The sequence below is a fragment of the Undibacterium sp. Di26W genome, from assembly GCF_049340265.1.
Classification (GTDB): Bacteria; Pseudomonadota; Gammaproteobacteria; order Burkholderiales; family Burkholderiaceae_D; genus Undibacterium.
The window spans coordinates 60,985-84,280 of record NZ_JBMPOR010000026.1; the positions used below are offsets into that span (position 1 = coordinate 60,985).

Annotated in this window: 23 protein-coding genes; 21 read left to right on the forward strand and 2 right to left on the reverse strand. The window is 52.3% G+C overall.

Annotated features, from left to right (window positions below; all coding sequences use genetic code 11):
- Positions 1-25: 25 nt before the first annotated feature.
- The 4 genes from atpG (at position 26) to ACO0LM_RS24210 (ending at position 3,344) form a co-directional block, all read left to right on the forward strand.
- Positions 26-895 carry a F0F1 ATP synthase subunit gamma gene (gene atpG / locus ACO0LM_RS24195; protein ID WP_422990105.1) on the forward strand — a complete coding sequence of 290 codons (870 nt, stop codon included), beginning with the start codon at positions 26-28 and terminating at the stop codon, positions 893-895.
- A 29-nt stretch (positions 896-924) separates the two neighbouring features.
- Positions 925-2,331 (forward strand): F0F1 ATP synthase subunit beta, encoded by a 1,407-nt coding sequence (gene atpD, locus ACO0LM_RS24200; RefSeq protein WP_422951669.1) that lies wholly within the window; start codon positions 925-927, stop codon positions 2,329-2,331.
- A gap of 76 nt (positions 2,332-2,407) precedes the next feature.
- Positions 2,408-2,830: a F0F1 ATP synthase subunit epsilon gene (locus ACO0LM_RS24205; protein WP_422990107.1), complete on the forward strand. Its 423-nt coding sequence runs from the start codon at positions 2,408-2,410 to the stop codon at positions 2,828-2,830.
- A gap of 97 nt (positions 2,831-2,927) precedes the next feature.
- On the forward strand, positions 2,928-3,344 hold the full coding sequence (locus ACO0LM_RS24210) for a CoA-binding protein (RefSeq protein ID WP_423040733.1): 417 nt from the start codon (positions 2,928-2,930) through the stop codon (positions 3,342-3,344).
- Here ACO0LM_RS24210 and ACO0LM_RS24215 read toward each other — a convergent pair.
- A complete protein-coding gene (locus ACO0LM_RS24215) occupies positions 3,332-4,033 on the reverse strand; it encodes a tetratricopeptide repeat protein (RefSeq protein WP_423040735.1) in 702 nt (233 codons plus the stop codon). The two genes, ACO0LM_RS24210 and ACO0LM_RS24215, sit on opposite strands and share 13 nt — an antisense overlap.
- 349 nt (positions 4,034-4,382) lie before the next feature.
- Between ACO0LM_RS24215 and ACO0LM_RS24220 the strand changes: the two genes are divergently transcribed.
- The 5 genes from ACO0LM_RS24220 (at position 4,383) to ACO0LM_RS24240 (ending at position 10,538) form a co-directional block, all read left to right on the forward strand.
- Entirely contained in the window at positions 4,383-5,207 is an 825-nt protein-coding gene (locus ACO0LM_RS24220; protein ID WP_423040736.1) for a PPK2 family polyphosphate kinase, read from the forward strand.
- A 611-nt stretch (positions 5,208-5,818) separates the two neighbouring features.
- Positions 5,819-6,907, forward strand: coding sequence for a uroporphyrinogen decarboxylase (gene hemE, locus ACO0LM_RS24225; protein ID WP_423040738.1), 1,089 nt, complete (start codon positions 5,819-5,821; stop codon positions 6,905-6,907).
- Positions 6,908-7,381: 474 nt separating this feature from the next.
- Positions 7,382-9,442: a primosomal protein N' gene (locus ACO0LM_RS24230; RefSeq protein ID WP_423040740.1), complete on the forward strand. Its 2,061-nt coding sequence runs from the start codon at positions 7,382-7,384 to the stop codon at positions 9,440-9,442.
- A gap of 25 nt (positions 9,443-9,467) precedes the next feature.
- A complete protein-coding gene (locus ACO0LM_RS24235) occupies positions 9,468-10,010 on the forward strand; it encodes a gamma carbonic anhydrase family protein (RefSeq protein WP_423040742.1) in 543 nt (180 codons plus the stop codon).
- 78 nt (positions 10,011-10,088) lie between these two features.
- Positions 10,089-10,538 carry a GNAT family N-acetyltransferase gene (locus ACO0LM_RS24240; protein WP_423040744.1) on the forward strand — a complete coding sequence of 150 codons (450 nt, stop codon included), beginning with the start codon at positions 10,089-10,091 and terminating at the stop codon, positions 10,536-10,538.
- A 63-nt stretch (positions 10,539-10,601) separates the two neighbouring features.
- Here ACO0LM_RS24240 and ACO0LM_RS24245 read toward each other — a convergent pair whose 3' ends face one another.
- On the reverse strand, positions 10,602-11,111 hold the full coding sequence (locus ACO0LM_RS24245; RefSeq protein WP_423040746.1) for a site-specific integrase: 510 nt from the start codon (positions 11,109-11,111) through the stop codon (positions 10,602-10,604).
- 244 nt (positions 11,112-11,355) lie between these two features.
- On the opposite strand from ACO0LM_RS24245, the gene ACO0LM_RS24250 reads away from it, so the two are divergent.
- From ACO0LM_RS24250 to ACO0LM_RS24305, 12 genes are all read left to right on the forward strand, one after another.
- The gene (locus ACO0LM_RS24250; RefSeq protein WP_423040748.1) at positions 11,356-12,090 is read left to right on the forward strand and encodes a hypothetical protein; all 735 of its coding nucleotides are present in this window, start codon (positions 11,356-11,358) and stop codon (positions 12,088-12,090) included.
- The gene (locus ACO0LM_RS24255) at positions 12,087-13,043 is read left to right on the forward strand and encodes a DUF1566 domain-containing protein (RefSeq protein ID WP_423040750.1); all 957 of its coding nucleotides are present in this window, start codon (positions 12,087-12,089) and stop codon (positions 13,041-13,043) included. Before ACO0LM_RS24250 ends, ACO0LM_RS24255 begins: the two co-directional genes overlap by 4 nt.
- Positions 13,044-13,360: 317 nt before the next feature.
- Positions 13,361-14,245 carry a L,D-transpeptidase gene (locus ACO0LM_RS24260; protein WP_423040752.1) on the forward strand — a complete coding sequence of 295 codons (885 nt, stop codon included), beginning with the start codon at positions 13,361-13,363 and terminating at the stop codon, positions 14,243-14,245.
- A gap of 92 nt (positions 14,246-14,337) precedes the next feature.
- Positions 14,338-14,991, forward strand: coding sequence for a LysE family translocator (locus ACO0LM_RS24265; RefSeq protein ID WP_423040754.1), 654 nt, complete (start codon positions 14,338-14,340; stop codon positions 14,989-14,991).
- Between the two features lie 60 nt (positions 14,992-15,051).
- Entirely contained in the window at positions 15,052-15,390 is a 339-nt protein-coding gene (locus ACO0LM_RS24270; protein WP_423040756.1) for a YkvA family protein, read from the forward strand.
- Positions 15,391-15,500: 110 nt separating this feature from the next.
- Positions 15,501-15,845 (forward strand): antibiotic biosynthesis monooxygenase family protein, encoded by a 345-nt coding sequence (locus ACO0LM_RS24275; protein WP_423040798.1) that lies wholly within the window; start codon positions 15,501-15,503, stop codon positions 15,843-15,845.
- Entirely contained in the window at positions 15,806-16,513 is a 708-nt protein-coding gene (locus ACO0LM_RS24280) for an HAD-IA family hydrolase (RefSeq protein ID WP_423040758.1), read from the forward strand. Before ACO0LM_RS24275 ends, ACO0LM_RS24280 begins: the two co-directional genes overlap by 40 nt.
- Entirely contained in the window at positions 16,510-17,091 is a 582-nt protein-coding gene (locus ACO0LM_RS24285) for a hypothetical protein (RefSeq protein ID WP_423040760.1), read from the forward strand. Before ACO0LM_RS24280 ends, ACO0LM_RS24285 begins: the two co-directional genes overlap by 4 nt.
- Positions 17,092-17,172: 81 nt before the next feature.
- The gene (locus ACO0LM_RS24290; protein WP_423040762.1) at positions 17,173-18,243 is read left to right on the forward strand and encodes a hypothetical protein; all 1,071 of its coding nucleotides are present in this window, start codon (positions 17,173-17,175) and stop codon (positions 18,241-18,243) included.
- The gene (locus tag ACO0LM_RS24295) at positions 18,240-20,168 is read left to right on the forward strand and encodes an AAA family ATPase (protein ID WP_423040764.1); all 1,929 of its coding nucleotides are present in this window, start codon (positions 18,240-18,242) and stop codon (positions 20,166-20,168) included. Before ACO0LM_RS24290 ends, ACO0LM_RS24295 begins: the two co-directional genes overlap by 4 nt.
- Complete coding sequence (locus ACO0LM_RS24300) at positions 20,165-20,821, forward strand: 4Fe-4S single cluster domain-containing protein (protein ID WP_423040766.1); 657 nt, start codon at positions 20,165-20,167, stop codon at positions 20,819-20,821. The genes ACO0LM_RS24295 and ACO0LM_RS24300 overlap by 4 nt, the downstream gene beginning before the upstream one ends.
- Positions 20,822-23,293, forward strand: coding sequence for a protein kinase domain-containing protein (locus tag ACO0LM_RS24305; RefSeq protein WP_423040768.1), 2,472 nt, complete (start codon positions 20,822-20,824; stop codon positions 23,291-23,293). It abuts the gene before it with no gap.
- Positions 23,294-23,296 lie beyond the last annotated feature (3 nt).

Genomic DNA, 23,296 nt, shown 5'->3' on the forward strand with positions numbered 1-23,296 from the left:
CTGTAGCTAGAAGGAGTCAATACTCATGGCTGCAGGCAAAGAGATACGTGGCAAGATCAAAAGCGTAGAAAATACGAAGAAGATCACGAAGGCGATGGAAATGGTCGCCGCATCCAAAATGCGTAAGGCGCAAGACCGGATGCGTGCGGCTCGTCCGTACAGTGAAAAGATTCGTACGATTACGGCTAACTTGTCACAGGCCAACCCAGAGTACACGCATCCTTTTATGGTGCAACAAGATCTGTCCAAGAAAATTGGCGTGATCGTTGTAACGACAGATAAAGGTTTGTGTGGCGGCCTCAACACCAACGTGTTGCGTTTGGTCACCAGCAAAATGCGTGAATTCGAGGGCAAGGGTTCAAAGATAGAAGCGGTCGCAATTGGTAATAAAGGTCTCGGCTTCCTGAATCGCGTAGGTGCAAAAGTCGTATCGCATGTAACTCAATTGGGCGATACACCTCACCTCGACAAACTGATAGGTCCAGTCAAAGTTTTGCTGGATGCGTATCAGGAAGGCAAGCTGGACGCGGTTTACCTGAGTTATACCAGGTTCATCAACACCATGAAGCAAGAGCCGGTGATGGAGCAGTTATTGCCCCTGACAGCGGACAAACTGGCGACAGATAAGCATGCCCATTCCTGGGATTATCTGTACGAACCAGATGCAGCTACCGTGATTGATGAATTGTTGATTCGTTATGTAGAGGCATTGATTTTCCAGGCTGTTGCGGAAAACATGGCTTCTGAACAGTCGGCCCGTATGGTGGCGATGAAATCAGCAACTGATAACGCAGGTAACGTGATTGGCGAACTGAAACTGGTTTATAACAAAACCCGTCAAGCTGCCATTACCAAAGAGCTCTCCGAGATCGTCGCCGGCGCGGCAGCGGTCTAAACTGAATTTAAATTACTGAAGGAACGAACATGGCTAATGGCAAAATCGTTCAGTGTATCGGCGCTGTTGTGGACGTTGAATTTCCACGCGACGCGATGCCTAAGATTTATGACGCCTTGAAAATGGAAGGCTCCGAACTGACATTGGAAGTTCAGCAGCAATTGGGTGACGGCATTGTCCGTACCATTGCGCTGGGTACTTCGGATGGTCTGCGTCGCGGCATGATTATTTCCAACACTGGCAAACCTATCATGGTACCAACCGGCAAAGCAACGCTGGGTCGCATCATGGACGTACTGGGTAACCCTATCGATGAATGTGGTCCTGTCAGCCGTGAGCAGACAGCATCCATCCACCGTAAGGCTCCTGCCTACGACGAACTGTCCCCATCCCAGGAATTGCTGGAAACCGGTATCAAAGTTATTGATCTGGTTTGCCCATTCGCTAAAGGTGGTAAGGTCGGTCTGTTCGGTGGTGCGGGTGTGGGCAAGACCGTCAACATGATGGAACTGATTAACAACATCGCCAAGGCACACAGCGGTTTGTCCGTGTTTGCCGGTGTGGGTGAGCGTACTCGTGAGGGTAATGACTTCTACCACGAAATGGCTGACGCCAAAGTGGTTGATCTGGAAAATCCAGAAAACTCCAAAGTGGCGATGGTGTACGGTCAGATGAATGAACCACCAGGTAACCGTCTGCGCGTTGCGCTGACGGGTTTGACGATTGCTGAAGGTTTCCGTGACGAAGGCAAAGACGTTTTGTTCTTCGTGGATAACATCTATCGTTACACACTGGCCGGTACGGAAGTATCCGCTTTGCTGGGTCGTATGCCTTCCGCCGTGGGTTATCAACCTACGCTGGCTGAAGAAATGGGCCGCCTGCAAGAGCGTATTACCTCCACTAAAACTGGTTCGATCACATCGATCCAGGCCGTGTATGTTCCAGCGGATGACTTGACCGATCCATCTCCAGCAACCACATTTGCTCACTTGGATTCCACCGTTGTTCTGTCCCGTGACATCGCTTCCCTGGGTATCTACCCTGCGGTTGATCCACTGGATTCGACATCCCGTCAGCTGGACCCACAAGTGGTTGGTGTAGAGCATTATGAAACAGCCCGCGCTGTTCAAGGTACTTTGCAGCGCTACAAAGAATTGCGCGACATTATCGCGATTCTGGGTATGGATGAATTGGCTCCTGAAGACAAACTGCTGGTCGCACGTGCACGTAAGATGCAGCGTTTCCTGTCTCAGCCTTTCCACGTTGCTGAAGTGTTTACCGGTGCTCCTGGTAAATACGTTTCCTTGAAAGAAACGATCCGTGGTTTCAAAATGATCGCTTCCGGCGAACTCGATCACCTGCCAGAACAAGCGTTCTACATGGTAGGTACTATCGACGAAGCAATCGAAAAAGCGAAAAAACTGGCTGCTGCTTAATATTAATTAAGCGCACTGGCGGTGCGGCTGAACTGGTCGCACCATAGCTTTTTTGAGCGAATACAAAGGGTCCAACATGGCACACACTATTCACGTTGACGTGGTTTCCGCAGAAGAGCTGATCTTCTCCGGTGAAGCCGAATTCGTCGCGTTGCCGGGTGAGGCTGGTGAATTGGGTATCTATCCGAAACATACACCACTGATTACCCGCATCAAGCCGGGTGCGGTGCGCATCAAGGTTCCAGGCAAGGCCGAAGACGAATTCGTATTCGTCGCCGGTGGCCTGCTTGAAGTGCAACCGAATGCAGTGACAGTTTTGGCCGATACCGCGATTCGCGGTCAAGATCTGGACGAAGCCAAAGCCAATGAAGCCAAGAAACTGGCAGAGCAGGCTTTGGTTAATCGTGATTCCAAAATTGACTATGCGCAAGCACAGGCAGAATTGGCTTCCGCGATCGCCCAATTGGCAGCGATACAAAGATTGCGTCATAAGCGTTAATTTCGCTACGAAAATTTTTCGCGACGAAAGCAGTACAATGGAAAGGCAGCTCAGGCTGCCTTTTTGTTTTCCCACGACTGAAATTGCCGAGCTGCCGATGCTAACGGAACAAGACCTGATTGCCGAAATACTAAGCGAAAGTAAAACCATCGCTGTCGTCGGCCTTTCTTCAAAAGCTTCACGTCCCAGCCATGGCGTTGCGGCCTACATGCAGGCGAGTGGCTATCGCATCATCCCGGTCAATCCGCGTGAGGCAGGGGCCACGATATTAGGCGAGATCTGCTATCCCGATTTGTTGCAGGCTGCGGCGCATCATCAGATTGATATTGTTGACTGTTTTCGCAATGCTGTAGACATTCCCCCGATAGTCGAGCAGGCCATCGCCATTCGTGCCCCTTACCTGTGGATGCAATCCGGTATCGTCAATCAAGAAGCCGCACAGCGCGCCAGGCAGGCTGGTATCAAGGTGGTGATGGACAGATGTATCAAGATTGAGCACGGCTACCGAAGCTGAGTCTTCTGTCTTTGTTCTCTTAATCCCTGAATGTAGCTCAGCTCACTGGTCGCAAGCTTATTACCAGGTTCGATTTGCAATGATTCCTGGAAGGCCTTCTCCGCCTCATCCAGTTGCTTGAGTTCTATCAGCGAAAAACCTATGCCACGCAGCGCAATTGCAAGGTAGGGCCGCTGTGACAGATAGCGTGTGCTCAGTTCCTGGGCGTGCCGATAGGCCTGCAAAGCAGAAGCTGGCTTACCCTGCTGATTCAGGATATAGCCAATTTCAGTCGAGGTGCCGGCTGATACAGGGGCCAGCGCTTCCACTCTTCTGAGCATCGTCAATGCGCGCTCTAAATCCCTGTTCTCAACGGCGACAAAAGCCTGCGTTTGCAGACAGGTTTTATAGCCCCAGTCTATCCACTCAAAATCCAGCTGGTTGGCTTTATTGAATTCTCGAAACTCTTCGTCAGACTGGAATGAAAACTGTTTTTTGCTGCGGTCAAAAATAGATTCGTAAGAAGCACAGTTTAGCTTTGCCCTTTTATCTGCTTCTTCAAACTGCCTGGTATTGATGAACTGGTGCAAGGCCTCAGAATCAGCAGAAAATTCCACTCCCTTGGCATGGGCAACCGCCAGTTTGACATTACTGATCACGGTAATAGTCGGTTCTTCAGCGAAAGCAGAAACGCTACATAAGGTCGCCAAAACGATTGCGGAAAATCTGCGCACCATAATCCCCCAGGTTGGAATTGGACATCTATTCAAGCTCGGCCAGCACTCACTTTATAAATTAGGACTTACGCAAAACCGCCCCAGCTGCGTTGCAGCTCCTAGCCGTACTGGTACGTACTGTCTTCGTCGCTACGCCTTACTGGGACAGTTTTGCGTAAGTCCTATAAATGGGCGCTATAATTTTTCCCATCATTGCACGGGTTACGAATTAGTTTGCATACTTGCTATGAGATAAAGCACTTTCCATACTATCATCAAAATATGAGATCTTATCCACGCGACCCTTGCTTTATTAACCAAACTATATTGATGGGAGACTTGAATGACAGTTGCGGACATGTTTCGTATAACCAAGGCGTATCAGGTCAGGGATGCAGATGCCAACGATAAACGCCTGGGTACTGCCGCTACTGAAAAGAACGCCGACAAAGCGGCCGACAGATTGACGACGCTGAAGCTGGCAGAAGAAATTTCTGACCTGCAAAACCTCTTATATGCAGGGCATGACCGCAAGCTGTTGATCATTTTGCAGGGTATGGATACTGCCGGCAAGGATGGTACGGTGAAAGGTGTGTTCGGGCAAATCAACCCGCTGGGCGCGCGCACGGTGGCCTTCAAAGCCCCCAGTGTGGAAGAGAAAAACCATGATTACCTGTGGCGTGTGCACAATCAAGTGCCGGGCAAGGGCGAAATCACGATCTTCAATCGCAGCCATTATGAAGACGTGCTGATTACCCGTGTGCATGACTGGATCGACGCCGCTGAATGCAAGCGCCGCTATGCACAGATTCGTGACTTTGAACGCATGCTGGCCGAAACCGGCACGGTGATCATGAAGTTTTTCCTGCATATTTCCAAGGCCGAACAAAAGCTAAGGCTGGAAGAGCGCCTGGCCGACCCAGAGAAGCATTGGAAATTCGATCCCCAGGACTTGGTAGAGCGTAAATACTGGGATGCCTATCAACAGGCATATGGAAATGCCTTGCTGGCTACCGATGCCGATCATGCCCCCTGGTATGCTGTCCCGGCAGATTCCAAGACCCAGCGCAACCTGGTGATCGCCAGTATCGTGCGGGAAAAAATGCTGGCAATGAAACTCAAATACCCGCCGGGCAATCCCGATTACACCAAGCTCAAGGTGGAATGAAGATCGTTTATGTGGCGGAACTGCTGGCATCTGCGCTGTACCCCTTACTGGTTTGGGCTCAGCCTCTGCAACTGGTATTAGACGTGAAAGCGCGTGTCCCGGATCAGATCCAGGCGCAGATCGCGGTATCCAGGGCCTATGTCCCGCATGTTCCCCCTGGTCGGGAATTTCGAAGATGAACGCCTGATAGCCGAAGATGGCTACTATCCGTCAGCACTTGGCGTCAGTATTTGGGTCAAAGAATGAGCAAAAATAATTATTGAAAATCCTCATGAAAAATAGTACTGGTCTGCTACTTATGCACAATTTGGGCTTTACCCTATTTATCCACAAAAACCGATTATTTTAAGAAATCACGCTTTCAAACCAATAAAATCAATGACTTACGCAACATTCCTGTTAACCGAATTTAAAAATAATCAGTAAACCAGCATTCTGTCATTTCTATCCACAAAGTTATCCACAGTTTATCAAAGGAAAATTTTGCTGAAAATATGTCCTTTGTTTCAGATCAGATGCCGATCTCGCCTGCATAGGCGATAATGACGCCTGAATAGAAATTGGCTGTGCCGAAAGATGGTTTGCGCGGCATGGTATTACTGAAAGCATTTATGTCCACGAATTTTGCCCCACTCAAGAACGACACCTTTCTCAAAGCCTTGCTGCGCCAGGAAACCGATTACACCCCCTTATGGTTGATGCGCCAGGCGGGCCGTTATTTGCCGGAGTACCGCGCCACCCGTAAAGGCGCGGGGTCGTTCATGAGTCTGGCCAAAAACCCTGGTTTTGCTACCGAAGTGACATTGCAACCGATAGACCGCTATGGCCTGGATGCGGCTATCCTGTTCTCGGATATTTTAACGGTACCAGATGCCATGGGCCTGGGCCTGTATTTTGAAGAAGGCGAAGGCCCGAAGTTTGAGCGCCCGCTGAAAGAAGAAAAAGACATCCTGGCACTGAAAGTGCCGCAAGCAGGCAGCCTGCAATATGTATTTGACGCCGTTACCCAGATCCGCACCGCGCTGGATGGCCGTGTACCGCTGATCGGTTTTTCCGGCAGTCCGTGGACACTGGCCTGTTATATGGTCGAAGGCCAGGGCTCGCGTGAATTCCATACCGTCAAGACCATGATGTACAAGCGCCCGGACCTCATGCATCACATCCTGCGCACCAATGCCGATGCGGTTGCTGCCTATTTAAATGCGCAAATTGATGCCGGTGCCCAGGCTGTGATGATTTTTGATAGCTGGGGTGGGGCGCTGGCAGACGGGGCTTATCAAGAATTTTCGCTGTCATATATGCGCGATATCGTCAGTCAGTTGCAAAGAGAAAAAGATGGCAAGCGTATTCCTGCCATCGTCTTTACCAAAGGCGGTGGCCTGTGGCTGGAACAGCTTGCCGACATCGGTGCCGATGCTCTTGGCCTGGACTGGACCATGAACCTGGGCCAGGCTCGCGCCAAAGTCGGCAACAAGGTCGCCTTGCAGGGGAATCTCGATCCGGCCGTGCTGTTTGCCGAACCTGAGCAAATCCGCAAGCAAGTCATCGCTGCGCTTGACAGTTATGGCAAGCCAGCGGCCGGGCATGGCCATGTATTTAACCTGGGCCACGGTATTTCGCAATTCACGCCTGTAGAATCGGTCAGCGTGCTGGTCGAAACGGTGCATGAATACAGCCGGACACAACGTCAGGCAGGCTGAAATTGGCGCTGGAAATTGCTTGCAGACAATGAAAATCGGGCGCTGGTAAAATAATAAATCATTGACCCATTGCAACTAGGCCCTGGCATGCCTGCCAGGTCGTCATGTTGCTATGCAAAACGTAGAATTGCTGCGGTTCTCCGGCCAAAAAGCTGTGGAAAATGAATGGATTAGCCGCATGCCATTTTTTGCATTTTCATGCACGTTTTCTGTCACTTATGCACAAAATCGGGGCAACAAAAAATAATTTGAAAAATATTTTTTTGTCGTTGAGCATTTTTTCTAAGTCATTGATTTTAAAGGATTAAATTCTATGCTGTCAGAACAGGTATTTGGCTGAAACCCGCGTAAACGCTAGCGCAGACCGTTGTCAAGAGACCTTTCTCCACAAAGTTATCCACAGGATCTGTGGATATGTCAAAAAGCCTTATGAAATCAATAGTTAGCGTTAAACTTCAGGCCTTACATTAGATCGTGACACAAATTTATCTACGCGTTGCGCTCGATACGCCACTTGACACCAGCTTCGATTATCGATGGCCAGAACACGAAGTGGGAGCCGATCCGGGGGCCGATTCGGGAGCCGATCTGGCAGCCATGCCCCAGGTTGGGCAACTGGTCGCCTTGCCCTTTGGCCGGCAAGAAGTGGTGGGCCTGATTCTTGAAATTTTGACCGAAACCGATGTGCCCCAGGCCAAGCTGCGCGATGTACTGGCCGTCAGGCATGACTTGCCGCCGCTGAACAAGGAATGGCTGGCCCTGTGCCAGTTCGCCGCCGAATATTATCAGCGTCCCCTGGGCGAGGTGGCCTTGCCCGCCTTGCCGAAAAACCTCAAGGCTATCAAAACCGTTTCTTTGCAGCGCACCATCAAGAAACTCGACAAATTGCCGCAACAGGCTGATGTCAGTCCAAGCGATGAACCAATATTAAATGCTGAACAACAGGCAGCGGTGGATGCCGTGGTCCAGTCCCAAGGCTTTGCCCCGCATCTCTTATTTGGGGTGACAGGTAGCGGCAAGACCGAAGTCTATTTGCAGACAGCGGCCCGGATACTGGCGCAATCGGCAGATGCCCAGGTCTTGATACTGGTGCCGGAAATCAATCTGACACCACAGCTCGAAGCCCATATCCGCGCCCGTTTCCCTGGCCTGATGCTGTCGACTTTGCACAGCGGTATGGCGGAAGGTGAGCGCTTGCTTCACTGGTTGGCAGCACATACCGGGCGTGCCCGCATCGTCCTGGGCACGCGGCTGGCGATGCTGGCGTCCCTGCCCAAACTGAAATTGCTGATCGTCGACGAAGAGCATGACCCTTCCTACAAGCAGCAGGAAGGCTTGCGCTATTCCGCACGTGACCTGGCGGTCTGGCGGGGCTGGCAATTGTCCATCCCGGTCTTGCTGGGTTCCGCCACCCCTTCGCTGGAAAGCTGGCAAGGCGCACAGACCGGTCGCTACCGCTTGCTGGAATTGCGTGAACGGGCGGTGAAACTGGCGGTGTTGCCGGTCATTAAACTGATCAACCTGGAACGAGAAAAACCCAGCGAAGGCTTGACGCAAAGATTGATTGCCGCCATCAAGCTGCGTCTTGAAAAGGGTGAGCAATCACTATTATTTTTGAACCGGCGTGGTTATGCACCTGTGTTGGCTTGCGATGCCTGTGGCTGGATCAGCAATTGCACGCGCTGTACCGCGCATCTGGTGTTGCACAAGGGCGACCACCGCCTGCGCTGCCATCATTGTGGACTGGAACAACGGATACCGCGTTCTTGCCCTACTTGCGGCAATATCGACCTGCAACCACTGGGCCGTGGCACGCAAAGGCTGGAAGAAAGTCTGGCAACCATTTTCCCTGAAGCAAGAGTGTTTCGCATCGATGCCGATTCCACCCGCCTGAAAGGCAGCGCCGCCGCCGCCTTTGAACGCGTGCATGCTGGTGAAGTGGATATTTTGATCGGTACGCAAATGGTGGCCAAGGGCCATGACTTTAAATATCTGACCCTGGTGGCAGCACTGAATCCGGATGCGGCCCTGTTTTCCCAGGATTATCGCGCCAGCGAACGCCTGTTCGCCCAGTTGATGCAGGTGGCAGGCCGTGCCGGACGGGCGGCGCAAAAAGAGGGCGGCAATCTTTCTGAAGTGCTGGTGCAGACGCGTTACCCTGACCATCCGCTCTACCATGCCCTGATGGCGCACAATTACCCCGACTTTGCCAAAGACTTGCTGGATGAACGCCAGCAAGCCCATATGCCCCCCTTCATGTACCAGGCTTTATTGCGGGCAGAAGCCAAAGAGCTGGAAATAGCAATAGCCTTTTTGAAAGAAGCCGCGACCTGTACCGAACACCAGGGCATCATGATCAATGACCCCATCCCCATGACCATGACGCGGGTGGCGAATGTGGACAGGGCGCAATTATTGGTGGAATCGGTATCGCGCCCGGCCTTGCAGGTTTTCGTCAAAGCCTGGATCGCCGATTTGCGCGCCATGAAAAGCCGGGTCAAATGGTCGATAGAGATTGATCCTGTGGATATCTGAGTCTAACAATTACATCCTGAAATCTATGTCCCTTAGCCCTTACCTGAACACTTTCCCCCTGATTGCAGACACCGTCTATATCCATCCCAGCGCCCAGATTATCGGTGATGTGCACATAGGCAAGGATAGTTCTGTCTGGTGCAATGCCGTACTGCGCGGGGATGTTAACCATATAGACATCGGACATAGCAGCAATGTCCAGGATCTGGCGATGTGCCATGTCTCGCATAAAAATGCCGCCAAACCAAACGGTTCGCCCCTGATCATAGGCAATTACGTCACCATCGCCCATGCCGTGATCTTGCATGGCTGCCAGATCGGCGATGAATGCCTGATAGGCATGGGCAGTATCGTCATGGATGATGTCGTCATCCAGTCCCAGGTCATGCTGGGTGCGGGCAGCCTGGTGCCACCGGGCAAGGTGCTGGAAAGTGGCTATTTATATCTGGGTCGGCCAGCGATAGCCGTACGCCCGCTGACGCCGGAAGAAATCAGCCACCTGCGTTACTCGGCAGAGCATTATGTACGCATCAAGAATAATTATCAGCAAACACCGGCACAGAACTGAAATCTGAACTCATGCCGGCACACAGTGTCAGACCAACTAACTGAAAGCAACCAAGCAAGCACAGAGGGGAACAACAGCATGGAAGACAGGCAGGCGAAACACAGCGAATACCGTATCAGTACCGATGCCAGCGAGGTGGACGTGGATGTCGTGCATCATTTCCTATCCACCCAAAGCGGTTGGGCCACCGGCATCTCGCGTGAATTGGTAGAAGAATCCCTGCGTCATTCCCTGTGCTTCAGTATTTTCCAGCAAGACCGCATGGTTGGTTTTTGCCGCCTGGTCACCGATATGGCCACCTTTGGCTATCTGGTCGATGTCTTCGTGGTGCCCGACATGCGTGGCAAAGGTATCTCGCGTTTGCTGATGGATGCCGTCATGGCGCACCCGGCAGTCAAAAAATTCCGCCGCTTCACGCTGGCAACTTCAAGCGCCCACGGCTTGTACGAAAAATTTGGCTTTACCCCCTTGAGCAAGCCAGAATCCTTCATGGAAGTCTATAGACCTAAAATCTACCTCGAAGGATAAAACCACCATTCCTGAAGACAAAGGGCAGGCAAACCACCTGCCTATTTTTCGGTATTGGACACGTCAAAATATAACATCATTAGGACTTACGCAAAGTCGTCCTGGCAAGGCTATCGCTTCTAGGAAACCTCCCTTGCAGGGGAGGTTCGTTACGTCGGCAGGCAACATGTTGCCTGAAACCCCGACTGCACCTACAGCGACGACGATGATCTGCTGCATCTGCGCGACGGTGACAATGTCGGGCAAGCGTTGTGAGTGCGGTGCTTTGACAAGATTGGGTGCAGGCCAAGGGCGATGAAGTATTTTGTCGTAATAAAACTTGAGGCCATACAGATCATGTTTGAGCGTGCTCCACGAATGGGTCGTCAACAATTGGGCGAAATAATCGGTCAATTGTGCTTCGCTCAACGCATCGATTTGACAGTCAAAATATGCCGCCGCTCGCCGCAGACCTTGCGAGTAGGCCTCGATTGTTTTGGGGCGCAAACCGGCTAGTTTGAGACGCTTGAGATGGGTTTGATAGCATCGATCAAACTCAGGGGTAAATTCACTGGCGAGCATGGGTTTCATCATTCATCCTTTACTTGTTGTAAACACCTCACAGTGAGGTAGAATGAATTCTAATTTTTATGCAGGAGCCGCAGTGTGATTTCGTTTCTCCGCGTAGCGGCTTCGTCCAACACGCTAGTCCACGCCGACGCCCAAGGGCTTCCGGGTCGTCGCTTCGCTTCGTGCACACCTCCCCCGCGGGGTTCACGCACGTTAACTGTCTAATCTGCCCGCATCGCGAGAATCGCTCCAAATACAAAGGATCACTATGAAACTAAAAATCGTTCTGCCAGTTGCGTTCTTCGCAGTGCTGATTTCCATGGCGGCCGGCGCACAAAGCCTGAAAAAGTGCACCTCCGCCGACGGTAAGGTCACGTATACCGACCGGGAATGTGTTGCCGCCGCTACTGCTTCCAACGTGAATGTCTCTGCTGGTGTTGCGAGCCCTGATTCCACCAAACATGCCGGCACGGCCATCTCGCAAAACATGAAAACACTGTATGCATGCGATCAAGGAAAAGAGGTCGCCTGCTTCACTAAAGAGATGCTGGATAAAAGGTGCAAATCACAGAGCAAAGAAGGAACCCGGTATTCCGATTGCGAGGCGTATGGAGCCGATCGAAACAAGTTTAGGGAACTGGTCAGTTCTTGCAAGAACGACAATCGGGAAGGTGCATGTGCAACGCTGTCATGTATTGGTGGAGACAACAACGCCTGCGATCGGATGAAAGATGCGATGGGCGACAGGGAAAAAACTCACGGCAAACGTATTGAAGCTGCTGCAAGGCAGGGGCTGCCGGCCGGGAAGGGCTGGTTCATGAGCCAGGATTGGAGAGATGGCGCTAACGGCAGCAAAGCAGCCATCGTTACCTGCAATGCTAACACCTCAATCGTGCTCAAGAAGCAATCATCTATGGATCATCGAATTCTTACGAGTGTCACCGGTGAGGCAGTCTTCCTGAGTATCGACGAGGCGGCTATAAAGGGCTGTGGCAAGGCATGACCATCCCTTTGACTTTGATACTGGCGAGTTGCATCAACTTGGCATTTCACAGTCAGGCCAATCCACAATCCCCACAGCCAAGCCAATCAGCGTCACGATATGACTTGATTGACAACGGTGCCGCAGTTTTAGACAAGAGTACGCATCTCATCTGGAGGCGTTGCGAAGAGGGCAAACACTTCGAAGGCGCGTTTTGTAAAGGCATAGCAAGGGAAATGAGTTGGGACGATGCCATGCGTTACGCCACCGATGGATGGCGTCTGCCAACCATCAGTGAACTTAAAAGTTTGTCCACGCCTCCGAACAAGGATGGCATCTGGATCGATGCCGACTTTTTTCCTGACACGGACCCCGAGACATTCTGGTCTTCTACCCTGAACGACACCATCGCAGGAGCTGCTTGGGATTTCAACTTCAGAAAAGGATTTGCATTTCATGGCGTCAATCGCACTTACAGAAGCCATGTGCGACTGGTCCGAACAGAGGGTCTGCTGGATTTTCGTCTTCCAGCGCTGGCAAAGAAGCCGTCGCCCGCACATAGTCCACAAGCCAGGACACGCTATGTATTAAATGTCAACGATGAAGTAGTTATTGACCGAAGGACGGGGCTTATGTGGAAGCGCTGCCAGGAAGGAAAACGCCTGAAAGGCGGTTCATGCGAAGGCACGGCAACTAAATTCAATTGGTACTTTTCAAAGAAAGAAAGCGCCGATGGATGGCGCTGGCCTTCAAAGGGCGAGTTGAAAAGCCTAATCGAATTGAACACTTCAGGATGGACGGCCATCAATGAGAAGTTCTTCCCAAATACCGAACCATCCGAGTTTTGGTCGTCGACGCTTAGCTATACGAATCCCGGCGCAGCCTGGGCTGTCGATTTCGGCAACGGCTACGATTCCGGCAATGTCGTCCGCTATACGGAAAATTTCGTCCGCATGGTTAAGGCAGCACCGTAGTGATTCCTGGCGCCACAAAGTACATTTTCGAAGTGAGGATTCAGTGCGCTGAGCGCTTGTGTTCTCTTCGCTGGATGGCATCGTCTGCAACGCGCCTGAGGAGGCACGCGAATGCCCGGCGTTTCTCGAGAGAGTTGGCTATCTATTTTTCGACGAGTACGACCACTGGCTCGCAGCACGGGGCCGTGAGGCATACAAGGTCTTCAATATAGTAGTCAGCCACGCCAGGAGGTTGACTTGAATCAAAATTGCAACATTTATCCAGTTTCCTTGCGCTTAGCGCTTGTCTGCATGGAAGGTGTTGCGGCATATTGAAGATGTACCAGACTTTGACCATCAACTCACATTTTGATTCCATGCGTATGCCTACCCAACTGGCCAGGCAATGTTCTGCCAGCGTTTTCTTGCAGTACCCGTTGTTCATCTTCGCAGCCCTTGTTATTGCTATGCCGGCCCAGGCGCTGGAATCGGCAATGAAGATGAAAGAGATTTATGAAACTACCGTGGAACAACAACTGGCCCCACCCTCAGAAGAGTTGCAAGCCTATATAGACCAGTTGAGTGATGCCCTGAACAATGCGGGTACTGCCAATTTACCTTCGCAATTCATCTTGCTGGTGGACCGCAATCCCAAAATCCAGGCCGCCATGTTGTTCTGGATTGATGAAGAAGGACAGTATCAGTTCATCGGCGCGTCGCCGGTATCGACCGGACGCGCCATCGGCTTCGAGCATTTTGAAACACCGACGGGTGTCTTCATACATTCCATTACCAATCTTGATTACCGCGCCGAAGGCAGCAAAAACAGCAAGGGCATACGTGGCTATGGTGCCAAGGGCCGCCGGGTGTTTGATTTTGGCTGGCAAAAAGCTAAAAAAGGCTGGGGCGACCGCCAGATTGCCGACATGCGTTTGCAAATGCATGCGACGGATCCCAATTCCCTGGAAAAACGTCTGGGTACAGTGCAATCGAAAGGCTGTGTGCGTATACCGGCAAGCCTGAACGTGCTATTCGACCATTATGGCGTGCTGGATGCCGACTATGATGCAGCCCTGGCGAGCGGTCGCAAATTCTGGGTACTGGACAAGAACAGGCAAGACAATGCCTGGGCCGGGCGTTATATGGTCGTCATCGATAGTGAACGGCAAGAAAAACCGGAATGGGCAAGCATGGCCATCCGCAAGCAGGGGAAAGTGCAGTAGGCTGTGGTAATTGCATAGCGACGTAGAGCCGGAAAATGTAATACCATGCAATAAAGTATTTTGAGCTTGTTTATTTTCCCCGGGAGTGGTTCATGTCGATGGATACATGGTTATTGTATGTGCTTGCCGTCCTGGTGTTGACGATCACGCCTGGCCCTGCGGTGTTGATGTGTGTGACCAACAGCATCAATTCCAGCGCCCGCATGACCCTGTACCCGGCCTTGGGAAACATCACGTCACTGATCGCCATCATGAGTTGTTCGGCAATCGGCATCGGTGCCGTACTGGCCAGTTCGGCCATGGTGTTTACCGTCATCAAATACCTGGGTGTGCTGTACTTGCTGTACCTGGGTATTTCCAGTCTGCGCTCGAAAGCCAGTGATTTTGAAATGCCGACCGATGGTAATAACAGCAATACCAGCCATACCAATGGCACCCGTCTGCGCCTGTATGTCAAAGGCATGCTGGTTGGTGCCAGCAATCCCAAGGCGCTGTTATTCTTTACCGCGTTTTTCCCACAATTCATCAACCCGGCTGCTGCCAAATTGCCACAATTTCTGGTACTGGGTGTCACCTTTGTGTTTTTTGAATTCAGCGTCCTGATGTTGTATGCCACCTTTGCAGAACGCATGGGGCCGTGGCTGCGTTCCAAAGGCAAGGCCAGGATGTTTAACCAGCTATCCGGTGGCATCTTTGTTGTTGCCGCCATGCTGCTGGCGACGGTCAAACGTGCCAACGCCGATTGATAAGCTGAGCTTATTCGATCCCATACTATCGCAGCACCAGGTTCAGACTGAGGAACAGTGATGACAGAAACCCACTATAGCGAAAGCGGTTTTTGGGACAAGCTCAAGCACTTTGCCCTGGCTGCTGGCAGCAATGTCGTCGAAAAAGCTTTGTGGCTGTATTACGCGGCGCAAAGGCCAGAAACCCCGGCCTGGGCCAAGGCCGTTATTTTCGGCGCGCTGGGTTATTTCATCTTCCCGCTGGATGTCATTCCTGATGCGGTGCCTGTTCTGGGCTACACCGATGACATGGCTACGCTGGCAGCGGCAGTCGCCACCGTCAGCCTGTATATCACCGATGAAGTCAAACAGTTGGCGCAACAGAAAATGCAATCCTGGTTTGGTAGCAAACTGAAATAAACCCATGTCCGGGGCAGAGTGCTCAATGGTAAAAATCATCATGTATTACCATCCGCCAGACGCATTATTTCGGTATGATCTGTGGCTTGTTTGATCAGACAGGCACGACCATGTACACCTCGACTTTTACCTTCCAGAAAAAGCAATACGATGCCGCGTTTTATGCGCTGGATGAACAGATCGCCAGCCTGGCGAAAGCCATCCCCGGTTATATGGGAGAAGAAAGCTGGGAAAACGCTGATACAGGCCTGATCTCCAACGTCTATTATTGGGACAGCCTGGAAGCCCTGCAGGCTTTGATGGTCAATCCCGTACACCAGCAAGCCAAGGCCGCTCAGGCCAACTGGCTGGATGGTTATCAGGTGGTGGTCGCCCAGGTCTTGCGCAGTTATGGCGATGGCAAGCTGGCGCATCCTTGTACGGAATTTCAGCCTATGGCGACAACTACCAAGTGAAAATGGCTATTAGCGCACCATCAAACATGAAGCTTTGCCTGATATTTGACTGCGACGGTACCTTGGTTGATAGTGAGGAGTTATGTAATCTGGGTTTGCAAACAGAGCTGTTGTCCTACGGTATCGAAGAAGATACTGTGACATTGACCATGCGTTTCCGTGGTTGGAAATTGGCAGATATCTGCCGCAACCTGGAGATGCAACATGGTCTGACTTTTAATCCGGATTTCATTAGCCGTTACAGGCAAACCGTAGATAAGCTTTTTGAAAGTCATTTAGAGGCGTTTCCTGGCGTGGTTGATACTTTGAGCAAACTGAGGCTACCGGTTTGTGTAGCTTCTGCCGCACCCAGGGGGAAAATCAAAAGGGCACTCAGCTTGACGGGCTTGAGCGAATTCTTTGAAGACCGGATTTATAGCTCTTATGATATTCAGTCATGGAAGCCAGAGCCGGATTTGTTTCTATATGCTGCCCGGCAGATGGATTTCTTACCGCATCAATGCATAGTGATAGAAGACAGCGAAGTCGGTATAGAGGCGGCAAAAAGGGCAGGTATGTCCGCCTTGTGGTTTTGTCCAGATGCACAGGCAAACGCCACCCTTGACGTGCAGGTTTTTACCGATATGCGAGAACTGCCCTCATTCCTGCAACAAAGGGAACAAAAATGAAGACCATCTGGCTGACAGGCAGCATGATTGCGCTGGCGCTAAGTCTAAATGCCGCACCGGTATCTGCCAGTACCACAGATGAACAGGCGTTGATGGCGCGTGTGCAGGGTTTTTATGGCTGGGTCTTGAAGAATGGCACGCAGGTAAGCAAGCTTCAGCCTGCCGTCAGGGATATCCCCGGCAGCAATACATTCCAGCTCGATACCAAAAATATCCAGGCTTTCAGCGGCAAGTTCATGGCTTCAGGCTTTTTTGCCCCAGAATTCATCACGGCGATTGAACATTACTACGATAAATACCAACAGCAGTTTGCCGCCTATACCCCGGCAGAATTTGCGCAAATGACCAAGGATGGCCGTGGCCCGTTGATGGAGTCAGAAGACATGGATATCTTCTTTTGCGCGCAGGAATATGAATACAAAAAATCCTTCATCAGCAAAATGAAGGCCAAGACCGTTAAACTGGATGGCGATAAAGCCAGCATCGTGGTGGTGTCGCCGTATCAGTGGGAAACCGGGTTCCACTTTGCCAGGATCAATAAGCAGTGGATGATTACCGGCTATTGTGTGTTCCAGTAAGACATCTGGCCCGTGGTTTGGGCCTTGCTCTGGCATGCTATATTACTTCAACTTAATCCCTCAATCACCTGAGTTTGGCTTATGAGCGGTCCTACCACTGTCCTGATTAATGGCGATGTCTTCCTGATCCTCTTGTCGGCAGCAGCAATTCGTGCTGCCCGGGCCGTGGTGGATGCGCATCAGCAGGCGAATGCCTTGCGCCAATACCAGACTGAGCAACATGCAGCCTTGCTGGATCGCCTGCAAAATGCGCTGACCGAGGGCCGTCAGGCTTTGCAGGAACAGGTACGCATTGCAGAACAAGACTTTGCCCAGTTGCTGCTGCTGGCTGAAAAAATCGGTTGCACTGCGCAAGTGACTGCCGTAAGACCTGCCGTGCCTGCAAGTAGTGATGAACAAGACATCATTGAATATTGTCGTTCGCTGCAATTGCTGATCCACGAAATGCGCCCGGTCTTGTTGCAGGAATCGACCAGACGGGCCGATGCGCTGTTCGATAAAACCGATGTGGACTTGCAGGCTGCCAGTGCGGCTGCCTTGCCACAAGACCGCCTGGCACGACTGCTGAAACGCCTGGTGCATCTGACACAACTGCCAGAACACATTGCGCAATTGGCGAAAGAACTGGAAAAATCCCTGCCGGGTGAACGCGCTGATTTACTTGCTGCCGAATTGCGCCTGCAAATTCAAGCCCTGCTGGATGCTGAGAAAAAACGCCAGGTCGAAGAAGCCCAGGCCCTGATACTGGAACAGACATTGCAAGACCTGGGTTACCAGGTCGAAGAAGTGACTCATACCCTGTTTGTGGATGGTGGTGTGGTGCATTTCCGCCGCGCCGGTTGGGACAAATACATGGTGCGCATGCGCATGGATGCCAAGACCGGGCAAGCCAATTTCAATGTGGTACGCGCCGTCAAAGAAGGCGAGAACGAGCGCAGCGTGCTCGATCATCTGGCAGAAGACCGCTGGTGCAGCGAATTCCCGACCTTGCTTGCAGCATTGGAGGCACGCGGCATCCACATGCAGGTCACACGCAGGCTGGAAGCCGGTGAATTGCCTGTGCAACTGGTGCATGAAGACAAGTTGCCGCAATTTATCGAAGAAGAGCAAGTGGAAAATCAAAGCCGACTAATGTCGAGAAAATTGCCATGAATGTACCCGAAACCCGCTGGTTGCTAGACCTGCAAAGGCTGTTGCCGATACGCTCACATTTTGTGATTTCCGGCAGCATACGTGACAGTTTCCTGGTCGCGCTGGATGCCATCATCATCAACATGGCAGGCAGTGCAGGCAATGGCAGCAGTGCCACAGCCAGCACTACTACCACCGCCACGACAACCACCACGACCACCAGTGCAACCCTGGTGCCCCTGAACCGCGCCTTGTGGGAATCCATGAAGCGCAATGACTATCGCTTCCTGCTACTGTACGACCCGGTGGATGGCTTGCGTGTTTATCCCGACGAGCCTGCACAACGGGACCTGGCCACGCGCCTGTTTGATTTGAAGCTGGCCGATGGCTGTCAGCAAATCAGCCTGGAAAGCCTGAGCAAGCTGATGAAGAAGCTCAGTGCAGAACGGGAAGCGCGTTGTGCGCTGGTGATCGATTTTGCCTCGCGCATTCCACGCAAGGCAGAACAGTTGAGTGATGCGGAACATCGCTTTTTTGTCGCTGCCGAAAAAATTTCCCTGACTGCCAGTGCAATCGTGCCGCGCGAGACGGGTGGTGCGCCACAATACAATCCGGTCTTGTGGCTGGTGAACCGGGCGCAGGATTTACCTTCCTGGTTTACGCTCGATAGTGACCGTGTTGCCAGCCTGGTTGTCAGCAAACCAGATTTTGAAATGCGCCAGGCGGCAGCCTTGCAACTGGCACCCTTGTTTCTTGGGTATGACAAGGCCGATGCCGCTGTACGCACCCAGTTTGTCAAAAGTTTTACCGAAGGCACCGAAGGCATGTCCCTGTCTGCCTTGTCGGATATCACCGAATTGGCAGACCGGCAAAAACTTGGTATTGCCGATATAGAAGATGCCGTGCGCTGCTATAAGGTCGGTGCGCTGGACAATCCATGGCGCAAGGATTATTTGCGTAAAAAAATTCGTGATGCCCATGTCTTTATTGAAGAGCGGGTCAAGGGCCAGCATCCGGCAGTCGTCAAGACCCTGGATATTCTGAAGCGCTCTGTCATGAGCATGACCGGTGCGCAGGCGCATTCAGGCGGCAGCCGTCCGCGTGGCGTTCTGTTCTTTGCCGGCCCCACTGGTGTGGGTAAAACTGAACTCGCCAAGACGCTTACGCAACTGGTGTTTGGTGATGAGCGCGCCTATCTGCGTTTTGACATGAGTGAATTTGCCGAAGAACATACCAGCGCCAGATTGCTCGGCGCACCGCCAGGTTATGTCGGCTTTGATGCCGGTGGCGAGCTGACCAACGCGGTAAGGCAAAAACCGTTTTCCGTGGTCTTGTTTGATGAAATCGAAAAAGCTCATCCGCGCATACTCGATAAATTCTTGCAGATACTCGAAGATGGTCGCCTGACCGATGGGCGCGGTGACACCGCCTATTTTTCTGAAACCATACTGATTTTTACTTCAAACCTGGGTATTTATGTCGAAGATGCACAGGGCCAGCGCAGCCAGAACGTAAAGCCCGGTGATAGCTATGAGACGGTGGAATTCAAGGTGCGTGAGGCCATAGGCAATTACTTCAAGTTCAAGCTGTCGCGGCCAGAATTATTGAATCGCATCGGTGACAATATTGTCGTCTTCAATTTTATCTCTGCCGAAGTCGCAGGCAAGATTTTTGATGGCATGTTGCGCAATGTGGCGCGCCGCCTGCAGGAAGAATTGAACCTGCAACTGGCCATGCCCGCCAGCGTGCGTGATGAACTATTGCTGCGTTGTACGCGGGATTTGAGCAATGGCGGACGCGGGGTTGGCAATCAACTGGAATCGAATTTCATCAACCCGCTGTCGCGCGCCCTGTTTGAGCAAGAGCTGGAAGGTAAGCAGCGCGTCACCGTCACCGCCATCAGCGAAACCGATAAAGTCATCAGCCTGACCCTGCAATTAGCATGAAGATAGCCATCAACAAAGCGCACTTCCCGGTCACCGTACTGGGGCCGGGACGACGCATAGGAATCTGGCTGCAAGGCTGTGGCATAGGCTGCAAGGGCTGTGTGTCGCAAGATACCTGGGCGACGGATTCCGGCAAGGAAATGAGCGTCGCCAGCCTGCTCAACTGGTGCCGCGAAGTCAGCGCCGGACAGGTCGATGGCATTACCATTTCTGGTGGCGAACCGTTTGACCAGCCGCAGGCATTGCACGCCTTGCTGGATGGCTTGCAGCAATGGCGTGCCAGCACGGCACAGGATTTAGACATCCTTTGTTATAGTGGTTATCCACTGGCGACGCTGCAAAAAAAGCAGGCTGCTTTGTTGCAAAAACTCGATGCCCTGATCCCCGAACCCTTTATCGACAACAAACCACTGACCCAGGCATGGCGTGGCTCATCCAACCAGCCGCTGGTGTTATTGTCTGACCGTGGCAGGGCGCGCATGCAGGCCTATGTCGATGCGCCTATTGATGAACAGGACAAACGCATACAAACCATGATAGACGGCCAGCGGGTCTGGTATGTCGGCATACCGGCGCGTGGCGACATGCAAGCCCTGGAGCAGCGTTGTGCCGAGCGTGGCCTGAAACTGGACAGTGTCAGCTGGAGGCCCTGAGTGAATCCTGTGTATGTACGCCGCTGCCCAGCATGCGAAACCGAGAATGCACCAGAAGTCATGCGCTGCGCATGCGGTACTTTGTTGTCCGGCATCGATTTGATGGAGAAAAAATCTGCACCTGTGGAGATCAATATAGCGCAGGCCAGCACTGGTTCAGAGGCAGCGGCGAATGCAGCAAAGAATGCAGCAAAGAATGCAGCAAAGAATGCAGCAACTGAGGTGGCAACTGAGCCATCTGTCGATCTCATCTGTGGCTATGAAGATTGCGCGCAAAGCAATCCGCCGGCTAGTACACTATGCCTGTATTGCAACCGGCCACTGATGGCGGTACAAGGTAAACAAAATACACAAAACCCGCCAAAGGCAGTCGATGCCGGGCAAATCCAAAGCCTGGTTGCCCTGCCTGTAGCCCTGCGTGAGCGTTACCAGATCGTGCGCCCTTTGCCTACCCAGGGGGCAGAGGCAGAACTCTTGCTGGTACAAGAACGGGCCAGTGACTTGCTGCATGTGGCGAAAATTTATCGTCACGGCATCTACGCCAAATCAGCAGTCAGGGAAAGACTGAAAGCCATCCCGCCAGAGCATTGTGTGATTGTGCTGGAAGCAGGCGTGTCTGAAGGTCATGCGTATGAACTCATGGAATATTGCGAACTGGGTTCATTGCGGCAACTGGCACAAAAGGCTAAGCCCACGCCTGCCGTGCTGGAAAGCATAGTGCGTGAGCTGGCAACGGCAATTGCCAGCGTGCATGCGGCGGGCTTGATCCATCGTGACCTGAAGCCAGAAAATATCCTGATACGCACGCAAGAACCGCTGGACCTGATACTCACCGACTTTGGTATTTCATCCGTGCTGGACGCCACCCAAAGACTGACCGGCATGGCGCGCACCCTGCCGTATGCCTCGCCAGAAAGCCTGTCCGGCATGATCGATGTCAAGGCCGATTACTGGGCGCTGGGCATGATCTTGCTGGAACTGGCCCTGGGTCAGCATCCATTTGCCGATTTGTCAGAAGCCGTCATCCTGCATCACCTGACCACGCGTGAGATCGAATTGCACGCGGTGAGCGACCCTTATCTGCGCAAGCTCTTGCGTGGCCTGCTGTTGCGCGACCCCAAGGCCAGGTGGGATGAAACACATATCCTGCGCTGGCTGGCACGTGACCGCAGCCTGCCGGATGCGGTAGAAACCATAGCCATGGGCGGTTTTCGCGAACCGTATCACATAGGCCGTGATATCTGCCATTCCAAGGAACAACTGGCAGTCGGGCTGGCCCGTAACTGGGACGATGGCGTCAGGGATATCTCAAACGCGCAATTGCTGGCCTGGTTCCGCGATGTGCAAAAAGACCAGAATGCCGTGCGGATCTTGCTGGCTTTGCGTGAAGACAAAAAGCTCTCGGTCGACGTGCAATTGCTGCGCCTGATTTTGCACCTGGCACCCGGCATACCACCAGTCTGGCGCGGCGAAACCATAGAATTGCCAGGTATCCTGACGTATGCCAACAAGTCCCTGAAGGGAGACGAAGAGGCCGGTAAACGGTTGCACCAGATTTATTCATACAGCGTGCTGGAAGCCTATGCCGATGCCGGTAACAAGGAAGTCGCCAGCATCGTGCAGAAATGGCAGGATTGCTGCAGGCAGATTCAGCATGCCTGGCACGATGCCCACAAGCTGATGAAAGAACATGCCAGCAAGCATTTGCCCGGTGAATATTCAAACATAGACAAACTCTTGTACGGTCTGGAAACCAACGACAATGCCCCGCTCTACAAGCTGCATGCGCGCGTGCTGGCGCTGGCCTATGATGCACGCTGGCCGGAACGCCTGCGCAAGCGTCTGATGGTTGCCTATGCCGGCATGCAGGCCTATTGCCCGTGGTTATCCGTGCTGGGAGAGATAGAACAGATGCCGGTGGCATCCTTACTGGTGCTGGAAGCCATGTTGCCGGATGCACAGAAAGCGGTGGAGCGGCAACAAAAGGCCGAAGCCTGGCAGCGCACCGCAGATCATGAAGAGGCCGAGGCCATACGGCAGGAAGTGCAGGCCAGCATCAGGGCAATAAGGTCTGCGGCTACCGGCAACCTGTGGTTAGATACTGCAGCCACCGATTTGCGGGCGGCGATTGAGCGCTATGAAGCGTTGCTGGAAAGATTGCACGCCTCTGCCAGCACCGAACTACCATGGCAGGAAGCAAAGAAAGCTGCTACCAGGGTAGAACGCAACGTTGCCAAATTGAGCATGTTGGTAGATACTTTGACGGTCAGGCGGGTTGAAAATGAAGGCTGGACCGGTACTGAAATGCAGGTATTGATTGGTATCGCAGCGATAGGTATTCCACTATTTTTCCGTTTTGCGATTGTGTACTGGATGTTGCCGGTAATCGCCGGACTTGCGGCCTGGCGGTTTTTGCCGAATTATCTGATGATGAAAGAAATCCGCATTCTGGGCCAGCAACTATCAATGTAGGAG